The organism is Thermus igniterrae ATCC 700962 (assembly GCF_000376265.1).
Lineage (GTDB): Bacteria > Deinococcota > Deinococci > Deinococcales > Thermaceae > Thermus > Thermus igniterrae.
On sequence record NZ_AQWU01000051.1, the window covers coordinates 1 to 21,475 of the forward strand.

Consider the following 21,475-nt stretch of genomic DNA (forward strand, 5'->3'; position numbering starts at 1 on the left):
GGCGCGCCCTCAAGGACGGCTGGCTCTTCACCGGCGACCTGGCCAAAATGGACCCCGACGGCTACTTCTACATCGTGGACCGCAAAAAGGACATGATCATCGCCGGCGGCTACAACATCTACCCCCGCGAGGTGGAAGAGGTCCTCTACGCCCACCCCGCCGTCCAGGAAGCCGCCGTGGTGGGCGTCCCCGACCCCTACCGCGGAGAAACCGTGGCCGCCTTCCTCGTCCTCAAGGAGGAGTACCGCGGCAAGGTGAGNGAAAAGGACNTNGAGGCCTTCTGCCGGGAAAACCTGGCCGCCTACAAGGTCCCCCGCATCATCCAGTTCCGCGAAAGCCTCCCCAAGTCCAGCGTGGGAAAGATCCTGCGCCGGGAGCTACGGGAGGAGTTCTTAAAGAAGGGCTAGGCCTACGCCCGGGCCCGGCGCACCGCCTCCCGGAAGGCCGCCACCGCCTCCTCCACCTCGGCCGGGGTGGTGAAGCGGCCCAGGGAGAAGCGCAAGGAGGCCCGGGCCTCCTCCGGAGAGCGGCCGATGGCCAGGAGGACGTGGGAGGGCTCGAGGCTCCCCGCGGAGCAGGCCGACCCCGAGGAGACGGCCACCCCCAGGAGGTCCATGGCCAAGAGGAGGGCCTCCCCGTCCGCCTCCTTCACGGTCACGTTGACCAGCTTGGGAAGGCGGTGCTCGGGATGGCCGTTAAGCTCCACCCCCTCCACGGCCATAAGCCCCTCCTCCAGGCGGCGCCTGAGGGCCAAAAGCCGCGCGCTCTCCTCCGGAAGCACCCTCAGGGCCTTCTCCAGGGCCACCGCCATGCCGTGGGCCAGGAGGGGGCTTAAGGTGCCCCCCCGCCTCCCTCCCTCCCCCTTCCCCGGCACCAGGGGCATGAGGTCCACCCCGTGGCGCACCAGGAGGGCCCCGATTCCCTTGGGGCCGTAGAACTTGTGGGCGCTTAAGGAGACAAGGTCCGCCCCCACCGCGTCCATGCGGAAGGGGACCTGCCCTACCGCCTGCACGGCATCCGTGTGGAAGAGGGCCCCGTGCCGGTGGGCTACCTCCGCCATCTCCCTCACGGGGTAGAGGGTGCCAAGCTCGTTGTTGGCGGTCATGACGCTGACCAGGAAGGTATCGGGGCGCAGGGCCTTGGCCACCTGCTCGGGGTAGACCAGGCCGTGGCGGTCGGGCTTGAGCCGGGTCACGGCAAAGCCCAGGCGCTCCAGGAGGCGCAGGGCCCCCAGGACCGCGGCGTGCTCCACCTCCGTGCTCACCACGTGGCCCTTCCCCCGGGCCAGGGCCACCCCCATGAGGGCCAGGGCGTCGGCCTCGGAACCCGAGGCGGTGAAGACCACCTCCCGGGGCCGCGCCCCCAAGAGGGCCGCCACCTTTTCCCTGGCCCCCTCCAGCACCCGCCGCGCCTCCTGGCCGAAGCGGTGGATGCTGCTGGGGTTGCCGAAGACCTCCTCCACCCCCCGCATGGCCTCCCGCACCTCGGGGTCCAGAGGGGTAGTGGCCGCGTAGTCCAGGTAGATCATTTAACCGGCTGCCTCCAGCTGAATAAGGCGCTTGGCCTCAATGAGCTTCCTTTCCTCAATCAGGTCCTTCAGCGTGGTGCCCCCCAGCACCTGGCGCATGGCCAGGTCCACCCGCTTCCAGAGAAGCTCCGTGGAGCACTGCCCCACCTTGGCGCAGCTCTCGGGGTCCTCGAGGCAGGAAACAGGGGCCAGGCTCCCCTCCAAGGCCTCCACCACCTCCAAGGCGGTGATGCGCTCCGGGGGCCGGGCCAGGCGGTACCCCCCCTTGGCCCCGCGCACGGAACGGATGAAGCCGGTGCGGCGGAGCTGGGCGGCAATCTGCTCCAGGTAATGCTGGCTGATGCCCTGGGCCTCGGCCACCTCCTTGAGGGGCACGGCCTCGGGAGCCCGCAGGCCGATCTCCACCAGGGCGCGCAGGCCGTACTGGGCCTTCGTGGAAACCCACATGCTCCCAATATACCCCTAATTGCCGCCTGGGAATAGGGTTTTTGTGAAGGCCAGACCGAAGAGGAGGGCCTGGAGGAGCACGATGCTGGCCCCGCTGGGCCAGTCCAGGAGGAAGGAGAGCCAAAGGCCAAGGCCCGTGGAGAGGCTGGCCAGGAAGAGGGCCCAGAGGGTAAGGCCGGCAAAGGTGCGGGCGAGAAGCCGGGCCGTGGCCCCCGGGATGACCAGAAAGGCCGCCACCAGCAAAACGCCCACCACCTTCACCGCCAGCACCAGGCTTACGGCCAGGAAGCCCGAGAGCAGGTAGTCGTGCCGGACCACGGGCAGGCGGTCGGCCAGGGCCAGCTCCCGGTCAAAGGTGGCGTAGGCCAGGGGCCCCCAGAGGGGAAGGAGGAGGAGGGCGAAGAGGAGGAGGAGGGCGATGGCCCCAAGGTCCTGAGGCCCCACGGCCAGGAGGGAGCCGAAGAGGTAGCCCATGGCGTCCCCCGTGTACCCGCGGGCCTTGGCCAGGAAGACCGCCCCCAGGGCCACGGAAAGGGCGAAGAAGACCCCGATGGCCGTGTCCTCGGAAAGCTCGGTGCGCTCCCGAACGAAGGTGATGGCCAGGGCCACCAGGAAGGTGAAGGGCAGGGCAAAGTAGAGGGGCTCCCCCCGGAGGAAAAGCCCCAGGGCCACCCCGGCGAAGGCGGCGTGGGCCAGCCCGTCCCCCAGGAAGGAAAGCCGCCTCTGCACCACGAAGGGGGACAATAGGCCAGAGAGGAGGCTCACCAGAAACCCCGCCAGGAGGGCCCGCTGGAAGAAGGGGTAGGCCAGGGCCTCAAGCATGGCCACCCCCCACGTAGAGGTCGTGGGCGTGGCCCAGGTGGCCGAAGGCCTGGCGCAGGCACTCCTCGCTTAAGGCCTTCTCCGGAGGGCCAAACCCCACCACCTTGCGGTTCAGGACCAGGACGTGGCTGGCGTGGTGGGCCGCCTCCCAGTCGTGGGTGATCATGAGCACCGTGGCCCCCGCCTCCGCCTGGTAGGCCTCCAGGTAGCGGTAGAGGTCCACCTCCCCCACCCGGTCCACCCCGGTGGCGGGCTCGTCCAGGAGGAGGAGGCGGGGCCGGCGGACCAGGGCCCGGGCCAGGTAGACCCGCTGGAGCTGCCCCCCGGAAAGCCGCCCCAGGGGGCGGTGGGCCAGGGCCGAAGCCCCCACCCGCTCCAGGGCCTCCAGGGCCTGGGCCCGCTCCCTGGGGGATAGGCGAAAGGGCCAGCGCCGGCGCAACCCCGTGGCCACCAGCTCCAGGGCCAGGGCGGGAAAGGTGCGGTCAAAGGTCTTGATCTGGGGCACGTAGCCAAACCAGAGGGGGTCGGCCTTCTCCAGGGGCTGGCCGTGAACCCGCACCTCCCCCCGGAAGGGGACCAGGCCAAGGAGGGCCTTTAAAAGGGTGCTCTTCCCCGCCCCGTTGGGCCCCACGATGGCCACGAAGGCCCCTTCCGGCACCTCCAGGGATACCTCCTCCAGGGCCTGGAACTCCCCGAAGCGCACGGAAAGGCGTTGGACCTCGAGGGCCAGCACAGGAAAACGCTACTGCATTCTCAAATATCCCGTCAAGCCCCGGCCTCCCCTGCACCACCCCCGTGATAAAATCCCCCCCGGGAGGTTTCCCATGAGCGAGCAGGAAATCTTTGAAAAGGTCAAGGCGGTTATCGCGGACAAGCTCTCGGTGGAACCGGAGAAGATTACCCTCGAGGCCCGCTTCATTGAGGACCTGGGGGCGGACTCCCTGGACACGGTGGAGCTCATCATGGGCCTGGAGGACGAGTTCGGCCTGGAAATCTCCGACGAGGAGGCGGAGAAGATCCGCACCGTCAAAGACGCGGTGGCCTACATCAAGGGGAAGCTGGGCTAAGAGCTCCCCAGCAAAGAGCGGGGCTCCTGGGCCCCGCTCTTCTCTTGGTAAGGCGGTATACTGGCGCCATGCGACGCGTGGTCGTGACCGGCCTTGGACCCCTAACGCCCATCGGCATCGGGGCCGAGGCCTACCACCAGGCCCAGCTGGCGGGCAAAAGCGGGGTACGCCCCATCACCCGCTTTGACGCCTCGGCCCTGCCCGTGCGCATCGCCGCCGAGGTGGACGTCAACCCCGAGGACTACCTGGACAAGAAGGAACTGAGGCGGCTGGACCGCTTCGTCCAGTACGCCCTCATCGCCGCTGAGCTGGCCCTGAAGGACGCGGGTCTGGAGCTAGGCAAGCTGGACCCCGAGCGCGTGGGCACCCTGGTGGGCACGGGCATCGGGGGCATGGAGACCTGGGAGGCCCAGAGCAAGGTCTTCCTGGAACGGGGGGCCAACCGCATCAGCCCCTTCTTCATCCCCATGATGATCGCCAACATGGCCTCGGCCCACATCGCCATGCGCTACGGCTTCCTGGGGCCCTCCTCCACCGTGGTCACCGCCTGCGCCACGGGCTCCGATGCCCTGGGAAGCGCCCTCCGCATGATTCAGCTGGGGGAGGCCGACGTGGTGCTGGCCGGGGGCACGGAGGCCGCCATCACCCCCATGGCCATCGGGGCCTTCGGGGTGATGCGGGCCCTTTCCACCCGCAACGAGGAACCCGAGAAGGCCAGCCGCCCCTTCACCCGCTCCCGGGACGGGTTCGTCATGGGGGAAGGGGCGGGGGTTCTGGTCCTGGAGGAGTACGAGCACGCCAAGCGCCGGGGGGCCCGCATCTACGCGGAGCTGGTGGGCTTTGGCCGCAGCGCCGACGCCCACCACATCACCGAGCCCCACCCCGAGGGGAAGGGGGCGGCCTTGGCCATGGCCCGCGCCCTCCAGGACGCCCGGGTGAGCCCCGAGCAGGTGGGCTACATCAACGCCCACGGCACCTCCACCCCCGTGGGGGACCGGGCCGAGGTCCTGGCCATCAAGCAGGTTTTCGGCCCCCACGCCAAGCGGCTCATGGTCTCCAGCACCAAGAGCATGACCGGCCACCTCCTGGGGGCGGCAGGGGGGATTGAGGCCATCGCCACGGTGCAGGCCCTTTACCACGGGGTCATCCCCCCCACCATCAACCTGGAGGACCCCGACCCCGAGCTGGACCTGGACTTCGTGCCCGAGCCCCGGGAGGCCCGGGTGGAGTACGCCCTTTCCAACTCCTTCGCCTTCGGCGGGCAGAACGCCGTCCTCCTCTTCAAGCGGGTGTAGATGCTCTACCCCAGGGAACGGCTTCTGGAACTGGAGGCAGAGCGCCTGGCCCCCTATGCCCAGAAGGGGAAGGACACCCAGGGACGCCAGTACCCCGAAGGGGAGTCCCGGTTCCGCACCCCCTACCAGAAGGACCGGGACCGCATCCTGCACACCACGGCCTTCCGCCGCCTGGAGTACAAGACCCAGGTCTTCCCCAACTGGGCCGGGGACTACTACCGCACCCGGCTCACCCACACCCTGGAGGTGGCCCAGGTGTCCCGCTCCATCGCCCGGGCCCTGGGCCTCAACGAGGACCTCACCGAGGCCATCGCCCTCTCCCACGACCTGGGCCACCCCCCCTTCGGCCACACCGGGGAGAAGGTGCTCCACGAGCTCATGCGGGAGCACGGGGGCTTTGAGCACAACGCCCAGGCCCTGCGCCTTTTGACCCAGCTGGAGGTGCGCTACCCCGGCTTCCGCGGCCTCAACCTCACCTACGAGGTGCTGGAGGGCATCGCCACCCACGAGGCCGCCTACCCCACGGGCTTCCGGCCTGAGTACCCGGGCCAGGGCACCCTCGAGGCCCAGGTGGTGGACCTCTCCGACGCCATCGCCTACGCGGCCCACGACCTGGACGATGGCCTCCGTAGCGGCCTTTTGCGGCCGGAAGAGCTTTCCGAGGTCCCCCTCCTGCAGGAGCTGAGCAAGGCCGAGGGCCTGGACCTCTCCCGGCTGGACGAGCTATCCCGGCGCATCCTGGTGCGCCAGCTCCTGGGCTACCTCATCACCGAGGCCATAGAGGCCACCCACGCCAAGGTGGCGGCCGCAGGGGTGGATAGCGCCCAGGCCGTGCGCCAGCACCCCGAGCGCCTGGCCGCCCTCACCCCCCAGGGAGAGAAGGCCCACGGGGAACTGAAGGCCTTCCTCAAGGAAAGGCTTTACCGCCACCCCCAGGTGCTTCGGGAAAGGCGGCGGGCGGAGGCGGTGCTGGAGGGGCTCTTCGCCGCCTACACCCGGCACCCGGAGATCCTCCCCAGGGAGGTCCAGGCCCGCATCCCCGAGGAGGGCCTGGAGCGGGCGGTGTGCGACTACCTGGCGGGCATGACCGACCGCTTCGCCCTGGAAGCCTACCGCCAGCTCTTCCCTTAAGCCCCCCGGGCTTAGGGGTAGAATGGACAGGTGAAAACCCTGGACTGGACTACCCTTTTTGGCGAGCGGGCGGGCCGCATCCAGGCCTCCACCATCCGGGAGCTCCTCAAGCTCACCCAGCGCCCCGGGGTGCTGAGCTTCGCCGGGGGGCTCCCTGCCCCCGAGCTTTTCCCCAAGGAGGAGGCGGCGCAAAAGGCGGCGGAGATCCTGCGGGAAAAGGGCGAGGTGGCCCTGCAGTACGGCCCCACCGAAGGCTACCTGCCCCTTAGGGCCTGGGTGGCGGAGTGGCTGGGGGTAAAGGTGGAGGAGGTCCTCATCACCACCGGCAGCCAGCAGGCCCTGGACCTCCTGGGCAAGGTCTTCCTGGACGAGGGGAGCCCGGTGCTCCTCGAGGCCCCCAGCTACATGGGGGCCATCCAGGCCTTCCGGGCCTACGGGCCCCGCTTCCTCACGGTGCCCGCCGGGGAGGAGGGCCCCGACCTGGAAGTCCTGGAAGAGACCCTCAGGCGGGAGAGGCCCCGCTTCCTCTACCTCATCCCCTCCTTCCAGAACCCCTCCGGGGGGCTCATGCCCCTGGCGGCCCGGAAGCGGCTCCTGGAAGTGGTCATGGCCCAGGGCCTGGTGGTGGTGGAGGACGACGCCTACCGGGAGCTCTACTTCGGCGAGGCCCGCCTCCCCAGCCTCTTTGAACTGGCCCGGGAAGCCGGCTACCCCGGGGTCATCTACCTCAGCAGCTTCTCCAAGGTGCTGGCCCCGGGGCTCCGGGTGGCCTTCGTGGCCGCTCATCCCGAGGCCATCCTCAAGCTCACCCAGGCCAAGCAGGGGGTGGACCTCCACACCCCCGTCCTCAACCAGATCCTGGTGCACGAGCTGGTCAAGGAGGGGTTTGCCGAGCGCCTGGAGCGCATCCGCGCCACCTACAAGGCCAAGGCCATGGCCATGCTGGAAGCCCTAGCCCGGGAGATGCCCGAGGGGGTACGCTACACCCGGCCGAAAGGGGGGATGTTCGTCTGGATGGAGCTTCCCAATGGGCTTTCCGCCGAGGCCCTCTTCCAGCGGGCCATCGCTGAGGAGGTGGCCTTCGTGCCGGGAGCCCCCTTCTTCGCCAACGGGGGCGGGGAGAACACCCTGCGGCTTTCCTACGCCACCTTGGACCCCGGACGGATCGCCGAGGGGATGAGGCGCCTCGGGCGGGCCCTCAAGGGGCTTCTAGCCCCGGCTTAGCCGCCAAACAGCAGGGGCTCCCTCTCCCGCAACTGCTGCACCAAAGTATCTAGAAATTTTTCGCCCTCCTCTACAGTGGCCCCGGGGTCCAAAAGCAACGTGGACCCCGGGGTGCGAGAGTCTATCTCCAAAACCCAGAAGGCTTCTATCAGACCTGGAAACCAAAGGGGTGGGCGCCTTTGGGCAAGATTATTAAGACCCTTTTTAAAGGAAAAGAAATCATACCCGCCGGTCGGCGAAATCTTGCGGCGTTTTTTGGTGAGCGCTCCCCGATCCAAAATCGCCACGTAGCCCACCACCACCTCAGGGAAGCGCATCTGTATGGAGGACACCTCTCCCACCAAGTCGTCTAAACGGTTAGGCCATGAGCCAGCAGGATTGGCTAAAATGGACTTTAGGGACAGCAAAAGTCTAGGTTTTCTGGGTTCTTCCGGATAGACAAGGCCGATATCCCAACGCTTTTCCCGAGCAAGACCGGGCACCGCTACTTCCTGTCGTAGGTGGGCATGGAGGTGGGGCGGAAGCTTTTCCCGTAGCCTCCTTATAAGGTAGCCAGCAAGGGGACTCTGCCGACTGCTGTCCTTAGAAGAAGCGCTGAGGACCTTTTGCAAAACGGCTTCCAGCTCCTCAGCCAAATCTGGAGTTCGCATGCCCTCACTCCAAAGACAGGTGTTTTCCCGGCACTTCCCTTGCAAACCGATCCCTGGCCAGCTCCGCATATTGGGGCACCAGCTCAATCCCGAGGGCCCTGCGCCCCCAGCGGGCGGCAGCCACCAGGGTAGTCCCCGTGCCGGCAAAGGGGTCCAGGACCGTGTCCCCCACAAAACTGAACATGCGCACCAGGCGCTCGGCCAGCTCCAGGGGGAAGGGGGCAGGGTGGGCTTTGGTGCTTTCCCCGGGGATGTCGTCCCAAATCTGGCGGAACCAGCGCCCAAAAAGTTCCTTTGGGATGCGGGAGGCCTCCTGTTGCGCCGGGGTGGGCTTCCGGTACCCCCCGGGTTTGCGTTGCATGAGGATGTACTCCACCTCGGTCTTGATGATGGCCCCGGGCTGGTAGGGCCTGCCCAGGAAAAAGCCGGGGCGGTCGGCCTCCAAGGAGGCGTTGGTGTGCTTGTGCCAGAGGATGGGGTTCAGGTTGTCAAACCCAATCCGGCGGCAACGCACCTGGATGTCCGCATGGAGGGGAAAGACCAGGTGCCGGCCAAAGCGCTTCCGGGCCACGGCCACATCCCCCACCACCACGATGAGCCGCCCCCCAGGCACCAGCACCCGGTACACCTCCCGCCACACCCGGTCCAGCTCGTCCAGGAAGGCCTCGTAGTCCTCCAGGTTCCCGAGCTGGCCCGGCACGTCCTCGTACCGCTTCAGGTTCCAGTAGGGGGGAGAGGTGAGGACCAGGTGGACCGAGGCCTCGGGCAAGGAAGCCAGGGCTTCCCGGGCATCCCCCACCAGGAGGCGGTAGGAAGGTGGGGAAACCGCCTCTAAAGTTGCTTCTGAAGCAAGAAGCTCGGTGGGCAAGCTCATTGGGGCTTAGTATACTCAAGCTCTTCGCCAACTACTCCCTCAGGCCACCCTCCCCCCACGGCCTCCCAGGCCCGGACCATGTCCTGGGGTACGGGAGCCGTGAACTCCAGGATACGGCCCGTGCGGGGATGGGGCAGGCGGAGCTCGTAGGCGTGGAGGGCCTGGCGGGGGATGTGGGGGCTTCCCCGGCCATAGAGCTCGTCCCCCAGGATGGGAGCCCTGAGGTACTTGAGGTGGACCCGGATCTGGTGGGTGCGGCCGGTGTGGGGCCGGGCCTCCACCAGGGCGTAGGGGCCGGCGGTGGCCAGGATGCGGAAGTCCGTCTCCGCATACCGGGGGGCCACCCCTCCCACGTGCATCTTGTGCCGTTCCACCGGATGGCGGCCGATGGGGGCCACCAGGGTCCCCTCCCGGGGATGGCCCTCGGTGATGGCCAGGTAGCGCTTCATCACCAGGCGGTCGCGGAAGGCGCGGGCCAGGGCCTCGAGGGCCCCCCCATGCTTGGCCACCACCAGGACCCCGCTGGTGTCCTTGTCCAGGCGGTGGACGATGCCGGGGCGCACCCCTTCGGGGCGGTCGGCCTCCTGGACCTCCTGGGGGAAGTAGCGGGCCAGGAGGAGGTTCACCACCGTGCCCGTATAGACCCCGGGGGCGGGATGGGTGAGGAGGCCCGGGGGCTTGTTGAGGACCAGGAGGTCCTCGTCCTCGTAGAGCACGGGGATGGGAAGCTCCTGGGGGAGGACCAGGGGGCGCTCCTCCAGGGGCTCCACCAGGACCTCCTCCCCCTTGAGGCGGTAGGCCGGCTTGGCCACCACCCTCTCCCCCACCCGAACCCGGCCCCGGGCGATCCACTCCTGGGCCCGGGCGCGGCTGACGCCGCAGGCCTCGGCCACCGCCTGGTCCAGGCGTACCCCTTCGGCGCGAAAGCGCACCACGCCCCCTATTGTAGGCGCCAGAGGGCAGGGATGGGCACGGCATAAAGCCCATCCTCCACGGCCAGAAGCTCCTCCCCCCCGTAAAGCACCACTCCCCGGAGAAAGCGCTCCCCCGCCAAGGACCTAAGGGCCCTCAGGCCGGCAAAGTCCCGCAGGCCCAGGGTACGGGCCGCCTTGATCTCCACCCCCACCACCTGCCCTTCCCACTCCAGGACCAGGTCCACCTCCTGGCCCTGGTGGGTACGGAAGTGGTAAAAGGCGGGGACTACCTGGCTCCACCCAGAGGCCTTGATGAGCTCCATGACCACAAAGTTTTCCAGCAAAGGGCCAAGGGTGTTCTCCCGCACCCCCACTAAACTGGCCGCCAGGCCGGAGTCCACCAAAAAGGCCTTGGGCGCCTTGACCAGGCGGCCCTCCAGGCCCGGGGTCCAGGCAGGCAACCGAACCAAAAGGAAAAGGGCCTCCAGAAGCGCCAGATAGTCCCGAAGGGTGGAAAGGGGAAGCCCGGCGCCGCGAGCCACCTCCGACTGGTTTAAGGGACTTCCCAGACGCAGGGCCAAAAACTCCAGAATCCTGGGTACTTCCAGGAGACGATGGATGCGAGCCAAATCACGCACATCCCTTTCCAAGAGGAGTTTGAGGTAGGAGCGGAACCAGGCAAGCCGCCGCCTGCCCTCCCGACGCACGGCCTCGGGATACCCTCCCCTGGCCACTAAGGCCCCCAGGTCCACAGGCTCCGTTCGCCAGGCAGTAGGAAAGCGGGGGGCAAAAAGGAGGTCCAGAAACCCCTCTTGGGTTCCCTCCACCTCCCCTTGGGAGAGGGGCCAGAGCACCAAGACCTCCATGCGGCCCACCAGGGTTTCCCCCGCCTGGGGGAGGACGAGGACGTTGGCCGAACCCGTGAGGAGAAAACGGCCAGGCCGCCGGTCCTCGTCCACCAGTCGCTTGATGGCCAGCAGAAGGCCAGGGGCCCTTTGCACCTCGTCCAGTACCAAAGGCCCCTCTTGGGCCTTGAGAAAGGCCAGAGGGTCGGCCAGGGCCGCCCCCAGAACCAGGGGGTCGTCAAAGGTCCGGTAAACCCCGTAGCCGAGGCGTTGCACCAGGGTGCTCTTGCCCACCTGGCGGGCGCCTGCCAGAAAGACCACGGGGTTATCCTGGAGGGCCTCCCGTAGCCTGGAGGCAAGAAAGCGGGGATACATGCCTCCAGGCTAGCATCTAATCCGCGGAAAATAAACGGGTTTGCCGCAGAAAATCTGCGAGCATCTCGCAGATTTTCTGCGGCAAGAGGGCTAAAAGCTGTGTTCCTCCCCGGGGAAGGCCCCCTCCCGCACCTCCCGCACGTACTGGCCCAGGGCCTGCAGGAAGAGCCCCTCCCCCTCCAGGTAGCGCTTGACGAACCGGGGCTTGAACTCCCCGTAAAGCCCCACCACGTCGTGGAAGACCAGGACCTGGGCGTCCGTGTGGGGTCCGGCGCCGATTCCCACGGTGTGCACGGAAAGCCGCTCGGTGATCTCCTTGGCCAGGAGGGCAGGCACCATCTCCAGCACCACCCCGTAGGCCCCGGCGGCCTCGAGGGCCAAGGCCCCCCGGAGGATGCGCTCCGCCTCCTCAGGGCGCTTGCCCTGGAGGCGGTAGCCCCCAAGCTGGCTGGCCGTCTGGGGGGTGAGGCCCACGTGGCCCAGGACCGGCACCCCGGCCCGGGTGAGGCCCTGGACGATCTCCGCTACCTCCTCTCCCCCCTCCAGCTTCACGGCATCGGCCCCTCCCTCCTTCAGAAGCCGCTCGGAGGCCAGGAGGGCCCGGTCTAGGGTGGCGTAGGCCAGGTAGGGCAGGTCGGCCACCAGGAAGGTGTTGGGGGCGCCCCGCCGGGCGGCCTTGGTGTGGTGGAGCATCTCCTCCAGGGTCACGGGCACCGTGGAGGGGTAGCCCAGGACCACCATGCCCAAGGAGTCCCCCACCAAGATGGCGTCCACCCCGGCCTTCTCGGCCAGGCGGGCGGTGGGGTAATCGTAGGCGGTGAGGTAGACGAGCCGCTGGCCTTTGGCTTGGCGAAAGTCCTTTACCGTGCGCCGCACGGGAAAAGGCTATCATGAAAGGGCGTGGAGGACCTCGCCCTAAGGCCCAAGACCCTGGACGAGTACATCGGCCAGGAGAAGCTCAAAGGAAAGCTCCGGGTGTACCTCGAGGCCGCCAAGGCCCGGGGAGAGCCACTGGAGCACCTCCTCCTCTTCGGCCCCCCGGGCCTGGGCAAGACCACCCTGGCCCACGTGATCGCCTTTGAACTGGGGGTAAACCTCCGGGTCACCTCGGGGCCGGCCATTGAGAAGCCCGGGGACCTGGCCGCCATCCTGGCCAACTCCCTGGAGGAGGGGGACATCCTCTTCATTGACGAGATCCACCGCCTCTCCCGCCAGGCGGAGGAGCACCTCTACCCGGCCATGGAGGACTTCAAGATGGACATCGTCATCGGCCAGGGGCCGGCGGCCCGCACCATCCGCCTGGAGCTCCCCCGCTTCACCCTGATCGGGGCCACCACCCGTCCCGGCCTCATCACCGCCCCCCTAAGGAGCCGCTTTGGCATCGTGGAGCACCTGGAGTTCTACACCCTGGAGGAGCTGGCCCAGGGGGTGAAGCGGGACGCCAGGCTTCTGGGGGTGGAGATCACCGAGGAGGCCGCCCTGGAGATCGCCCGCCGCTCCCGGGGGACCATGCGCATCGCCAAAAGGCTCTTCCGCCGGGTGCGGGACTTCGCCCAGGTGGCGGGGGAAGGGGTGATCACCGAGGCAAGGGCCCGGGAGGCCCTTTTGGCCCTGGGCCTGGACGAGCTGGGGTTGGAAAGACGGGACCGGGAGATCCTGGAGGTCCTGATCGGCCGCTTTGGGGGCGGGCCCGTGGGCCTGCAGACCCTGGCCACCGCCCTGGCGGAGGACCCGGGGACCCTGGAAGAAGTCCACGAGCCCTACCTCATCCAGCAGGGCCTCCTCAAGCGCACCCCCCGGGGGCGGGTGGCCACGGAGCGGGCCTACCGCCACCTGGGCTACCCACCCCCGGTGGAGCCCCTCCTCTAGGCCCAGGCTTGCCAGGGGAAGGGCGGGTCCGGAGAATGGGCCTGTGATCCGGGCGACCCTGGAGGAACTGGACCTGGGGGAGCTCCTGAAGGCCCTGGAGGCGGGGCGCAGGAGCGCGGTGGTCACCTTCCGGGGGCGGATCTACGGGCGCATCCACCTCCTTGGGGGGCGGATCGTCTACGCCCGCACCGAGCCGGGCCCCCACCTGGGGGAGTATTTGGTGCGCCTGGGCCACCTCACCCTGGAGGAGGTGCAGGAGCTGGTGGAGCGCCAGGGGCGGGAAAACCCCGGGACCCCCCTGGGGGCCCTGGCCCTGGAACTGGGCCTCATCGGGGAGGAGGAGCTCAAGGAGGCCCTCGAGGCCCAGGTGCTGGAGGCCCTGGCCACCCTGCTGGGGGAAAGGGAAGGGGAAATCCTGGCCGAGCCCCTCACGGAGGGGAGCCAGGTGGCCCTGCCCCACACCCTGGACACGGGGGCCACCCTCATGGAGGCGGCTCGGCGTCTGGACGAGTGGCGCCGGGGGCAGGTGGACCCCGACGAGGTCTTCCACCTGGTGGAAGACCCCACCCGCCACCCCCTCACCCCCGAGGCCTGGACCGTGCTGGAGCTTCTGGACGGGGTGCGGCGGGCCAGAAGCGTGGCCCTCCTCTCCGGCCTGCCCGAGCAGGAGGTGTACCACCTCCTCTTTGAGCTGAAAAGCCGGGGCCTCATCCACCCCTCCACCCTCCTGGCCGAGGACCCCCTGGTCCTGGTGCTGGCGGAAAGCGGCGTGGTACGGCGGCTTCTCCTCTACCTCCTCGAGGCCCACCGCTTCCGCGTCCTCCTGGCCCGGGACCCGGAAAGCGCCCTGAGGCTCCTCCAGGAGCGCCCCAAGGGCATCGTCCTCCAGGGGGAGAAGGCCCTGGAGATGGCCCGGCGCATCCGCGCCCATCCCGAAGGGAGGCTGGCCTCCTTGTACCTGGTGAGCGAGACCCCTCCGGGCCTCCTCTTCCGCCCCCTCAGGGTCCTCCACCTCCCCAAGCCCCTAAGGGCCCAGGAGGTGCTCAAGGCCCTTGCCTCCCTGCGGCGGGGAGGCTAGTTGGGCCTCCGGCCCTCCCGCAGGAGGGCCGCCGCCCGCTCCCGGTAGGCGGAGAGGGCCTCGTGCCACTCATCCGCCGGGTGCACGTGGGGCAGCACCGCCTCGGCCCGGGCCAGGATCTCCTCGGGGGAGCGGTAGCCCAGCTGGGCCAGGGTGTCCACCACCATCTCCTGGGCTCCCACCCACTCCCGGCTCCCCTCCTCCGCCAGGTCCGCCGCCTTGCGGTAGTGGCCCAAGGCCTCCTCCAGGTGCATGAGGTCGTAGGCGATGTGGCCCAGGATGAGCTCCCCCGCCGCCTCCGCTCCCAGGCCCATGGCCTCCCGGGCCACCTCCTCCGCCTCGCCGTAGCGCCCCTGGCGGTAGAGGGCCTCAGCCAGGTCCGCCAGGGCCTGGGCCCGGTAGGCATAGCCCTCCTCCCGCAGGAGGGCCTTCAGGTACTCCTCCGCCTCCAAATAGGCCCCCTGGTCCAGGGCCGCCACCCCCATCTCGTGGAGGACGTAGGCCCTCTCCGCCCCTTCGGCCCGGTTGAGGGCCTCCTGGAAGGCGGCCATGGCCTCGGGGTAGCGGCCCAGGCGCAGGAGGATCTGCCCCTCCAGAAGGGGGGTACCGTAGGCCTTGTGGCCGCTTTCCTCCTCCCACTTCAGGGCCTCGCGCACCGCCTCCAGGGCCCGGTTGGGGTTGTCCAGGAGGAGGTGGGCCCGGGCCAGGAGGTAGTGGCGGGTGGCGGCGTCCTCCGCCCCCTCCTCCCCCACCGCCCCCAGGGCCTCCTCCAGGGCCAGGAGGGCCCTCTCCCCCTCCCCCGCCTCCAGCCACATGGCGGCGGCGTCCAGGAGGAGCCAGTAGCGCTCCACGCCCAGGGCCAGCTCCGCCCCCCGCTCGTAGGCCAAGGCGGCCTCCGCATGGCGGCCAAGCCGCTCCAGGGCCCTTCCCCTAAGCCCCTCCGCCCGCCAGGCCAAGAAGGCGGGGAGGCCCTGGCGCAGGGTGGTCAGGACCTCCTCAAACCGGCCCAGGTAGAAGAGGGCCTGGGCCTGGTGGTACCGGGCCCGGGGGTCCTCGCTGGGAAGGAAGAGGGGCAAAACCTCCCGTTCCCCCCGCCCCTCCAGGGCCAGGAGCTCGGCCAGAAGGGCCCGGTAAAGGGGGTTGTACTCCAAATCCCCCAGCTCGTAGGCCTCCTCCAGGGCCTGGTGGGCCTTCTCCAGACCCTCCTCCCCGTAGAGGCTGTGCACCTCCGCCAGGAGAAGAAGGGCCTCCCTGGCCTCCTCCTTGCGGCCGAAAAGGGCCGTGCGGGTGAGGCGCTCCATGGCGGTGTCGTAGTCCCCCTGGTGCAGGGCCTCGAGGACCCCCCTCATCGCCGCTAGAGGATACCACACGCCTCAGTCCTCTCACCCTCCAGGCGCTACCATAGGGCGAGGGAGGTAGATGTTGACGCAGCGGATCAACCCCTTCACCCTGGTCCTTTTGCTCCTTCTGGGCTATCTGGCCTATACCGCCTTCACCGGCCCGCCTGCCCCCACCCTCTCCTACACGGAGTTCCGGGAGCTGGTGCGCGGGGGCAAGGTGGCCGAGGTCACCCTGGAGGAAACCCGCATCCTGGGCCTCCTCAAAGAACCCGAACGCCTCCCCACCCCCAGGGGGGGAACCCAGGTGGCCCGGCGCTTCGCCGTGCCCCTGCCCCCGGCCCAGGTGGCGGACCCCGAGCTCCTGCGCTTCCTGGAGGAAAGCGGGGTCAAAATCGTCACCAAGCCCCCCTCCCTCTGGCCCAGCCTCCTCATCTACATAGGCCCCACCCTGCTCCTCATCCTCTTCTTCTGGTTCTTCTTCATGCGGGCCCAGGGCGGGGCGGGGCAGGTGATGCAGTTCGGTCAGAGCCGGGCCCGGCAGTACGGCCGGGAAAAGCGGGTGAACACCACCTTCAAGGACGTGGCCGGCCACGAGGAGGCCAAGCGGGAGCTCATGGAGGTGGTGGACTTCCTCAAAAACCCCCAGAAGTACCTGGAAATCGGGGCGGAAATCCCCAAGGGGGTCCTCCTGGTAGGCCCCCCCGGCACCGGCAAGACCCTCCTGGCCCGGGCCGTGGCGGGGGAGGCCGGGGTGCCCTTCTTCTCCGTCTCCGCCAGCGAGTTCATGGAGATGTTCGTGGGCGTGGGGGCGAGCCGGGTGCGCAGCCTCTTTGAGGACGCCCGCCGCAACGCCCCCAGCATCATCTTCATTGACGAGCTGGACTCCATCGGCCGCAAGCGGGGAGCGGGCATCGGCGGAGGCCACGACGAGCGGGAGCAGACCCTAAACCAGATCCTCTCGGAGATGGACGGGTTTGAGAAGGACACCAGCGTGATCGTCCTGGCCGCCACCAACCGCCCGGACATCCTGGACCCCGCCCTCCTGCGCCCGGGGCGCTTTGATCGCCAGGTGGTGGTGGGGCTTCCCGCCCTGGAGGAGCGCAAGGAGATTCTCCTGGTGCACATGCGCAACAAGCCCGTGGCCGAGGACGTGGACGCCCTGGAGCTGGCCCACCTCACCCCGGGCTTCTCGGGGGCCGACCTGAAGAACCTGGTGAACGAGGCAGCCCTGCTGGCCGCCCGCGAGGGGGAGAGGCGCATCCAGAAGGCCCACTTCCTGAAGGCCCTGGACAAGATCGTCCTGGGCCTGGAGCGCCCCGCCCTGAAGCTCTCCGAGGAGGAGCGCCGGGCCGTGGCCTACCACGAGGCGGGGCACGCGGTGGTGGGGGAGGTCCTGCCCCACGCGGACAAGACAGAGAAGGTCTCCATCGTGCCCCGGGGGATGGCCCTGGGGGCCCGCTGGAGCAAGCCCGAGGAGCGGGTCCTGGTCTCCCGCGACCACCTCATGGACGAGCTCGCCGTCCTCATGGCCGGCCGGGTGGCGGAGGAGCTCTTCACCGGCACGGTGACCACTGGCGCCCAGGACGACTTCAAACGGGCCACCCAACTGGCCAAGCGCATGGTCCTGGACTGGGGCATGGGGGAGCACTTCCGCAACATCGCCTGGGGCTCGGACTCCGGCCCCATCTTCCTGGGGGAGGAGATCGCCAAGAAGAAGGACCACTCCGAGGAGACCGCCCGCCTCATTGACCAGGACATCCGGCAGATCCTGGACGAGGCCTACGCCAAGGCCCGGCAGGTCCTCCTGGAGCACGCGGAGGCCATGCACCGCATCGCCGAGGAGCTCCTCCGGGAGGAAACCATCCCCGGGGAAAGGGTCCGGGCCATCCTGAAGGAGGCCCAGGCGGTGCAAAGGAGCACGGAGGAATAGCTAGCAAAGCCCGGGCAAGGCCCTCCTGGCCTCCTCCAGGAGGGCCTCCTTCTTCTCCTCGTTCCAGCCCAGGAGGGGGGCCATGAGGTGGGCCACCCGGGGCAGGGCCTCCGCCGCCGCCTCCCCGTCCAAAAAGGCCAGGCCCAGCCGGCGGGCCAGGACGTCCAGGGGCTTCGCCGCCAGCTCCCGCCGCACCGCCCAGACCACTTCCCCCTCGAGGTAGGGCCGCCCGGGCAGTAGGGGGCGCTCCCCCAGGGCCAGGACCTGGGCGGCCAGGGCCCCGTAATGGGCGTAAAGCCGCTCCCCCACCCCCTCGGGCAGGGGGGGCCGGGGTCCCACCCCCAGGAGGGGGGTGCGGTGGCTGGAGGAGGGAGGGAGGCGCCAGCCCAGGTCCGCCGCCACCCGTTCCACTAGGTCCAGGGCCATGAGGCGGAAGGTGGTCCACTTCCCCCCCACCAGGGTGTAAAGCCCCCGCTCCTCCCGGACCAGGTGGTCGCGCACCAGAAACCGGGTCTCCCCCTGGCCCACCAGGGGCCTGAGCCCGGACCAGGCGGCCCGCACCCGGCCCGAGAGGTCCCCCAGGTAGGGGCGCACCTCCTCCAGGAGGTACTGGACCTCCGCCTCCTGGGGCAGGGGGCAGGGGGTGGGCGGGGCAGGAAGGTCGGTGGTGCCCAGGAGGGCCCGGCCCCCATAGGGCAGGAGGAAGAGGACGCGGCCGTCCCGGGTGCGGGGGAGGAGGAGGCCCACCTCCAGGGGGTAGTCCAGGACCAGGTGGGCCCCGCTGGAGGGGGTAAGGAGGGGGGGAAGCGCGGGGTCCAGGAGGCGGCGCACCCGGTCCGCCTGGGGGCCGGCGGCGTTCACCACCGCCTTGGCCCAGACCTCCCGCTCCCGCCCCATGAGGCGGTCGCGCACCACCGCCCCCTGCACCCGTCCCCCCCGGAGGAGGAAACCGGTGGCCTCGGCATGGTTCAGGGCCACCGCCCCCCGCGCCAGGGCGGAGAGGACCAGGGCCAGGTTCAGCCGGTAGTCCAGGAACTGGCCGTCCCAGTAGAGGACCCCTCCCAGGGTGGGGGGCAGGTCGGGGAAGAGGGCCCGCACCTCCCGGGGGGAGGCGTAGCGGCTCGCCCCCAGGCGCCGCCCGCCCGCCAGAAGGTCGTAGAGCCTTAGGCCGGTCCAGTAGTAGGGGACCTCGAGGGGACGGAAGAGGGGGGTGAGGAGGCGGAGGGGCCGGGCCAGATGGGGGGCCAGGCCCATGACCACCTTGCGCTCCCTGAGGGCGTCCACCACCAGCCGGAGCTGGCGCCGGTCCAGGCGCCTTAGGGCCAGCTCCAGGTAGCGCACCCCCCCGTGGAGGAGCTTGGTGGAGCGGCTGCTGGTGCCCGAGGCGAAGTCCCCCGCCTCCACCAGGGCCGCCTTTAGGCCCCGCAGGGTGGCCTCCCAGAGCACCCCTGCCCCCGTGGCCCCCCCGCCGATGACCAAGAGGTCAAACTCCTCCCCCAGCCTTTCCCAAAGGGCCGCCCGCTCCGGGGTCATCCCTCCTCCCGGGCCCAGCCCATGGCCCGCGCCACCGCCCGCCGCCAGCCCAGGAAGAGGGCCTGGCGCCTGGCTTCAGGCATCTGGGGGAGGAAGCGGGCCTCCTCCCGCCAGGCCCCCCGGACCCCTTCCAGGTCCAGGGCCCCCGCCCCCACCCCGGCCATCAGGGCCGCCCCCAGGGCGGTGGTCTCCGTCACCCTAGGCCGCAGGACCGGCACCCCCAGGAGGTCGGCCTGGATCTGGAGGAAGAGGGCGTTGGCCGCCATCCCCCCGTCCACCCTAAGCTCCCTCAGGGGCACCCCCGCGGCCTCCGCCATGGCCAGGGCCACCTCCCCCACCTGGAAGGCCACCCCCTCCAGGGCCGCCCGGGCCAGGTGGGCCCGCCCCGTCCCCCGGGTGAGGCCCAGGATGGCCCCCCGGGCGTAGGGGTCCCAGTGGGGGGCCCCCAGGCCGATGAAGGCGGGCACCAGGTAGACCCCGCCCGTGTCCGCCACCTCCCCCGCCAGGGCCTCCACCTCCTTGGCCTCCCGCACCAGGCCCAGGTCCCTCAGCCACCCCACCACCGCCCCCGCCACGAAGACGCTTCCCTCCAGGGCGTAGGTGGGCCTTTCCCCCATGACCCAGGCCAGGGTGGTGAGGAGGCCCTCCGGGGGAGAGGCCGGCCCGTCCCCGGTGTTCAGGAGGAGAAAGGCCCCGGTGCCGTAGGTGCACTTCCCCTCCCCCGGGTCCAGGGCCGCCTGGCCGAAGAGGGCCGCCTGCTGGTCCCCCAAGACCCCGCGGATGGGGATGGCGGCCCCGAAGAGCCCGGGCAGGGTCTCGCCGAAGTCCCCGTCCGAGGGGCGCACCTCGGGGAGCATGGCCCGGGGGATGCCCAGGGCCTCCAGAAGCTCTTCGTCCCAGGAGAGGGTGTGGAGGTTGAAGAGGAGGGTGCGGCTGGCGTTGCTGGGGTCGGTGGCGTGGACCCTGCCCCCGGTGAGGCGGTAGAGGAGCCAGGTGTCCACGGTGCCGAAGAGGACCTCCCCCCGCTCAGCCCTCTCCCGGAGGCCGGGGAGGGCCTCGAGGAGCCAGGCCAGCTTGCTCCCCGAGAAGTAGGGGTCCAGGAGGAGGCCCGTGCGCTCCCGAAAGAGGGGTTCCAGCCCCTCCGCCTTGAGGGCCTCGCACAGGGGGGCGGTGCGCCGGTCCTGCCAGACGATGGCCCGGTGGAGGGGCCGCCCCGTATCCCGCTCCCAGACCAGGGTGGTCTCCCGCTGGTTGGTGAGGCCCAGGGCGATGACCTCCTCCCCCCCCACCCCGGCCCGCCGCAAGGCCTCCCGGGCCGCCCAAAGCTGGCCCTCCCAGATCTCCTGGGGGTCGTGCTCCACCCAGCCCGGCTCCGGGTAGTGCTGGGTGAGCTCCCGCTGGGCCATGGCCACCACCTCTCCCTCTGGGGTGAAGAGGAAGGCGCGGCTGCTGGTGGTGCCCTGGTCCAAGGCCAAAAGGTACCGTCTCATAAGGCCTCCCTTAGCCTCCTGGCGGTGTCCTCGGGCAGGGCGTCCACCACGAAGGTCCCCGCCCCAAGCTCGGTGCCCGCCAGGAACTTGAGCTTCTCCTTGGTGCGCCTGGGCGGGTAGAACTCCACGTGGAAGTGGAAGGTGCGCTCCTCCCCCAGGGGGGCGGCGTGGAAGGCCATCACGTAGGGGAAGGGCTCGCCGTAGAGGGCGTCGTAGCGGGCCACCACCCGGCCCAGGAGCCGGGCAAAGGCGGCCATCTCCCCCTCGCTGAAGGTCCAGGGCCCGGGGTGGCGCTCCTCGGGAACCACCCAGACCTCAAAGGGGTAGCGGGCAAAGGGAGGGACGAAGGCCCAAAAACCCTCCTCCCCGTCCACCCGGTAGGGCTCCAGATGGGGCAGGAGTTCCAGGAGCACCGGCCTCTCCCGGAAGGCCCGGGCCTCCCGCTCCAGGAGGGGGGGCACGAAGGGGTAGGCGTAGACCTGGCCGTGGGGGTGGTGCAGGGTCACCCCCACGGCCTCCCCCCGGTTCTCAAAGGGCATGACGAAGCGCACCCCCTCCTGGGCGTAAAGGGCGGCGTAACGGTCGCGCCAGACCCAGGCCAGGAGGAGCCTCTCCTCCTCGGAGAGGGTGGCCAGGCTGCCCACATGGGCCGGGGTATAGACCACCACCTCAGAGCGGCCTCTGGCCTCCCCCGCGGGCACGGGCAGGCCCTCAGGGGGAGGCGGGGGGGTGGGGACCAGGGAGGGAAAGCGGTTTTCAAAGACGGCCACCTGGAAGGTGGGGAAGGGGATCTCCGTGGGAAATCCCCCTGGCTGGCTGGGGCAGAGGGGGCAGTGCTCCTTGGGGGGGAGGAAGGTGCGCTCCTGGCGGTGGGCGGCGTAGACCACCCACTCCCCCCGCAGGGGATGGTAGCGGAGGTGGGGGGCAGGGGCGGAGGCCTCCTCGGGCTCGGGCAGAGGGGGGGCCTCGAGGGGCTCCAGGGCGTAGAGGATGAGCTCCCGGCCATCTGGCTTGCGGTGGATACGCCTATAAAAGGGGCTCATAGTCCAAGTTCAGCTTAAGG

The 21,475-nt window shown here is 69.6% G+C and carries 21 protein-coding genes; 8 read left to right on the forward strand and 13 right to left on the reverse strand.

All coding sequences use genetic code 11. The annotated features are described in order from the left end of the window. Positions 1 to 407 (forward strand): AMP-binding enzyme (locus tag B128_RS12220; protein ID WP_040683563.1); only part of this gene is annotated, 407 nt, incomplete at its 5' end. Between the two features lie 2 nt (positions 408 to 409). On the opposite strand, the gene B128_RS0103630 is transcribed toward B128_RS12220, so the two are convergent. From B128_RS0103630 to B128_RS0103645, 4 genes are read right to left on the reverse strand one after another with little or no spacing between them, the layout of a single operon-like run. After that, on the reverse strand, positions 410 to 1,528 hold the full coding sequence (locus B128_RS0103630; protein WP_018110914.1) for a cysteine desulfurase family protein: 1,119 nt from the start codon (positions 1,526 to 1,528) through the stop codon (positions 410 to 412). After that, positions 1,529 to 1,975, reverse strand: coding sequence for an RrF2 family transcriptional regulator (locus B128_RS0103635; RefSeq protein WP_018110915.1), 447 nt, complete (start codon positions 1,973 to 1,975; stop codon positions 1,529 to 1,531). 15 nt (positions 1,976 to 1,990) lie between these two features. Next, on the reverse strand, positions 1,991 to 2,797 hold the full coding sequence (locus tag B128_RS0103640) for a metal ABC transporter permease (RefSeq protein ID WP_018110916.1): 807 nt from the start codon (positions 2,795 to 2,797) through the stop codon (positions 1,991 to 1,993). Beyond that, on the reverse strand, positions 2,790 to 3,530 hold the full coding sequence (locus tag B128_RS0103645) for a metal ABC transporter ATP-binding protein (protein ID WP_018110917.1): 741 nt from the start codon (positions 3,528 to 3,530) through the stop codon (positions 2,790 to 2,792). Before B128_RS0103645 ends, B128_RS0103640 begins: the two co-directional genes overlap by 8 nt. Positions 3,531 to 3,621: 91 nt before the next feature. Between B128_RS0103645 and acpP the strand changes: the two genes are divergently transcribed. The 4 genes from acpP (at position 3,622) to lysN (ending at position 7,514) form a co-directional block, all read left to right on the forward strand. Continuing rightward, positions 3,622 to 3,864, forward strand: a complete 243-nt coding sequence (acpP, locus tag B128_RS0103650; protein ID WP_018110918.1) for an acyl carrier protein — start codon at positions 3,622 to 3,624, stop codon at positions 3,862 to 3,864. Positions 3,865 to 3,932: 68 nt separating this feature from the next. Further along, positions 3,933 to 5,159, forward strand: coding sequence for a beta-ketoacyl-ACP synthase II (gene fabF / locus B128_RS0103655; RefSeq protein ID WP_026174996.1), 1,227 nt, complete (start codon positions 3,933 to 3,935; stop codon positions 5,157 to 5,159). After that, positions 5,160 to 6,290, forward strand: a complete 1,131-nt coding sequence (locus tag B128_RS0103660) for a deoxyguanosinetriphosphate triphosphohydrolase (RefSeq protein WP_018110920.1) — start codon at positions 5,160 to 5,162, stop codon at positions 6,288 to 6,290. It abuts the gene before it with no gap. A 30-nt stretch (positions 6,291 to 6,320) separates the two neighbouring features. Further along, the gene (lysN, locus tag B128_RS0103665) at positions 6,321 to 7,514 is read left to right on the forward strand and encodes a 2-aminoadipate transaminase (RefSeq protein ID WP_018110921.1); all 1,194 of its coding nucleotides are present in this window, start codon (positions 6,321 to 6,323) and stop codon (positions 7,512 to 7,514) included. Here lysN and B128_RS0103670 read toward each other — a convergent pair. The 5 genes from B128_RS0103670 to panB all read right to left on the reverse strand — a co-directional run bounded on the left by B128_RS0103670 (position 7,511) and on the right by panB (position 12,048). Then, positions 7,511 to 8,164: a hypothetical protein gene (locus B128_RS0103670; RefSeq protein WP_026174997.1), complete on the reverse strand. Its 654-nt coding sequence runs from the start codon at positions 8,162 to 8,164 to the stop codon at positions 7,511 to 7,513. The two genes, lysN and B128_RS0103670, sit on opposite strands and share 4 nt — an antisense overlap. 4 nt (positions 8,165 to 8,168) lie before the next feature. After that, positions 8,169 to 9,038 (reverse strand): DNA-methyltransferase, encoded by an 870-nt coding sequence (locus B128_RS0103675; RefSeq protein WP_018110923.1) that lies wholly within the window; start codon positions 9,036 to 9,038, stop codon positions 8,169 to 8,171. Then, positions 9,035 to 9,973, reverse strand: coding sequence for an RluA family pseudouridine synthase (locus B128_RS0103680; protein ID WP_018110924.1), 939 nt, complete (start codon positions 9,971 to 9,973; stop codon positions 9,035 to 9,037). The genes B128_RS0103675 and B128_RS0103680 overlap by 4 nt, the downstream gene beginning before the upstream one ends. Before the next feature lie 5 nt (positions 9,974 to 9,978). After that, positions 9,979 to 11,172, reverse strand: a complete 1,194-nt coding sequence (locus B128_RS0103685; protein WP_018110925.1) for an ATP-binding protein — start codon at positions 11,170 to 11,172, stop codon at positions 9,979 to 9,981. Positions 11,173 to 11,262: 90 nt separating this feature from the next. After that, a complete protein-coding gene (gene panB, locus B128_RS0103690; RefSeq protein WP_018110926.1) occupies positions 11,263 to 12,048 on the reverse strand; it encodes a 3-methyl-2-oxobutanoate hydroxymethyltransferase in 786 nt (261 codons plus the stop codon). 24 nt (positions 12,049 to 12,072) lie between these two features. Between panB and ruvB the strand changes: the two genes are divergently transcribed. Together ruvB and B128_RS0103700 are read left to right on the forward strand one after the other, a co-directional pair. Next, a complete protein-coding gene (ruvB, locus tag B128_RS0103695; RefSeq protein ID WP_018110927.1) occupies positions 12,073 to 13,041 on the forward strand; it encodes a Holliday junction branch migration DNA helicase RuvB in 969 nt (322 codons plus the stop codon). 43 nt (positions 13,042 to 13,084) lie between these two features. After that, a complete protein-coding gene (locus B128_RS0103700) occupies positions 13,085 to 14,119 on the forward strand; it encodes a response regulator (protein ID WP_018110928.1) in 1,035 nt (344 codons plus the stop codon). Here B128_RS0103700 and B128_RS0103705 read toward each other — a convergent pair. After that, positions 14,116 to 15,468: a tetratricopeptide repeat protein gene (locus B128_RS0103705; RefSeq protein WP_018110929.1), complete on the reverse strand. Its 1,353-nt coding sequence runs from the start codon at positions 15,466 to 15,468 to the stop codon at positions 14,116 to 14,118. The genes B128_RS0103700 and B128_RS0103705 overlap by 4 nt on opposite strands. Before the next feature lie 73 nt (positions 15,469 to 15,541). Between B128_RS0103705 and ftsH the strand changes: the two genes are divergently transcribed. Further along, positions 15,542 to 17,389, forward strand: coding sequence for an ATP-dependent zinc metalloprotease FtsH (ftsH, locus tag B128_RS0103710; protein WP_026174998.1), 1,848 nt, complete (start codon positions 15,542 to 15,544; stop codon positions 17,387 to 17,389). On the opposite strand, the gene B128_RS0103715 is transcribed toward ftsH, so the two are convergent. From B128_RS0103715 to galT, 3 genes are read right to left on the reverse strand one after another with little or no spacing between them, the layout of a single operon-like run. Further along, on the reverse strand, positions 17,390 to 18,922 hold the full coding sequence (locus B128_RS0103715; protein WP_018110931.1) for a glycerol-3-phosphate dehydrogenase/oxidase: 1,533 nt from the start codon (positions 18,920 to 18,922) through the stop codon (positions 17,390 to 17,392). Then, positions 18,919 to 20,412 (reverse strand): glycerol kinase GlpK, encoded by a 1,494-nt coding sequence (gene glpK, locus B128_RS0103720; protein ID WP_018110932.1) that lies wholly within the window; start codon positions 20,410 to 20,412, stop codon positions 18,919 to 18,921. The genes B128_RS0103715 and glpK overlap by 4 nt, the downstream gene beginning before the upstream one ends. Then, positions 20,409 to 21,455: a galactose-1-phosphate uridylyltransferase gene (gene galT / locus B128_RS0103725; protein ID WP_018110933.1), complete on the reverse strand. Its 1,047-nt coding sequence runs from the start codon at positions 21,453 to 21,455 to the stop codon at positions 20,409 to 20,411. Before galT ends, glpK begins: the two co-directional genes overlap by 4 nt. Positions 21,456 to 21,475 lie beyond the last annotated feature (20 nt).